At 72.0% G+C, this 2,004-nt stretch carries 1 protein-coding gene; it reads left to right on the top strand.

All coding sequences use genetic code 11. The features are described from left to right. Nucleotides 1-278: 278 nt before the first annotated feature. The coding region (locus D7X99_RS41805; RefSeq protein WP_147476428.1) for a serine/threonine-protein kinase at nucleotides 279-2,004 on the top strand (1,726 nt) is incomplete at its 3' end.

Below are 2,004 nucleotides of genomic sequence, written 5' to 3'. Positions count from 1 at the left end.
CCCGATGAGCACCCCCAGGAGCGCCCCCACGCGCCGTCCCCACCTCCCTGCCTGATGCCCTCGCAGCCGCATGGCACGCACAGTAGCGGCGCCCTTCCCGCTGTCCGTCCGTCCCGGAGGCGGCCCCTCCGGTGTCGGACAGTTCGCGCGCGTCCGCCCAGAAACCCTGTCCTCGCCCGGACGGAGGCTCATCCTCGTAAACCCTGGCATCCGGCCAGAAACGGGGGTCCGGGCCTTTCGCGCCGGTGCCTGCCCCGGTGTAGAGTCGGACCCCTTCAATGGCTGGGACGACGCTGACGCTCACCCCGGACGGGTTCCGCGGCCGGGTGCTGGGCAAGTACGAGGTGCTCTGCCGCCTGTCGACAGGCGGGATGGCGGAGATTTTCCTCGCGGCCCAGAAGGGCCTGGCCGGCTTCCGCAAGATGGTGGTGCTGAAGCAGATCCTCCCCGACATCCGCGGCGAGGAGGAGTTCGTCCGGATGTTCCTGGACGAGGCCAAGGTCACGGCCGCGTTCAACCACCCGCACATCGCCCACGTGTACGACCTGGACGTGGCGGACGGTGAGCTGTTCCTCGCCATGGAGTTCGTCCCGGGCGCCACGCTGGTGGAGGTGGCCCGCGCGTGCCGCACCGCCCATGAGCCCATCCCCATGGGCCTGAGCCTGATGGCCGTGCGCGACACGGCCGTGGCGCTCAACTACGCGCACAGCTTCACCGACCCGCTGGGCCGGCCCTCGCCCGTCGTCCACCGCGACGTCGCCGAGAAGAACATCATGGTGACGTACGAAGGCGTCACCAAGCTGCTCGACTTCGGCATCGCCAAGAGCCTGGCGCGCGCGGGCCGCACCGCCGTGGGCATGGTGAAGGGCACCAGCGGCTACATGTCCCCGGAACAGATCATGGGCGACCCGCTGGACGCCCGCAGCGACCTGTTCAGCCTGGGCGTGGTGCTGCACGAGTGCCTCACCGGCATGCGCCTCTTCTACGCGAAGAGCGCCGAGGCCATGATGAACGCCGTGCTGAGCGGCGACGTGCCTCCGCCCTCGCGCGTGAACAAGGAAGTGCCTCCGGAGCTGGACGCCATCGTCCTCAAGGCGCTCGCGAAACGGCGCGAGGACCGCTACGGCACCACGCTGGAGTTCGCCCGCGCCATCGAGCGCGCCGTGGGGCCGCGCATCTGGCACCCCGAACAGAGCAGCGAATTGATGCTGCGGCTGTTCACCGAGCGCCGCGACCAGACCCGCCTGCTGCTCATGAGCGGGCAGTCGACCGGGGACGGTACCTCCAGCGAGACGCAGGTGGCGCAGGTGCTCGCCCGGGGCGGAGAGGTCCCGGAGCCGGCCACGCTTCCGCCCGCGAGTGCGCTGCCGCAGATCTCCTCCACGCTGCCGCCTCGCGCGCCCGCGGCGCCCGCCAAGGCACCCGCTCCGGCGAAGGCGACGCCGGCTCCCGCTGCCGCCACGGGGGGCCGCCGCAACACGACGGAGGAGGTGGCGGTCCGCAAGCCCGCGGCGATGCCGCCCTCGCGCCGGGTGTCGCCTCCCACGGAGCCGCTCCGGCCGCCTCCGCCCACGAATGAGATGTCCGCGCAGCCCGACGATTCCGAACCGGGCGTGCGCACCCAGCCGGCCCTGCCTCCGGTGATGCTGGATTCGTCGCTGCGCATCACGGCGCCCGTGACGGCGTCCCCCGGCCACGTCGAGAGCGAGACCATCCTCACGCCGCTGTCGCGCATGGGCACGCAGCCTCCCGAGGAACCGAAGGCGCGCCATGCGAAGGAGCCTCCGGTCTTCGTGCCGCCGTCCAACGAGCCCCGCGCCCGGGGTGGACGGGAGTCCGAGGAAGGCCGTGCCCGGTCTGGAGCCTCGGACGATGCACGGCAGCGCTCCGCCAACGGCTCCGAGGAGCCGCGTCCGCGCTCTGGACGTGATGCGGCCCATGGATCCGCCGAGGACTCACGGCCCCGTCCGCCGCGCGAAGCCCTCAACGCGCCTCCCGAGGAGG

Source organism: Corallococcus sp. AB032C, from assembly GCF_003668935.1.
Lineage (GTDB): Bacteria > Myxococcota > Myxococcia > Myxococcales > Myxococcaceae > Corallococcus > Corallococcus exiguus.
The sequence above is the reverse complement of the archived record's forward strand: the minus strand, read 5'-3'. Positions and strand labels throughout refer to the sequence as shown.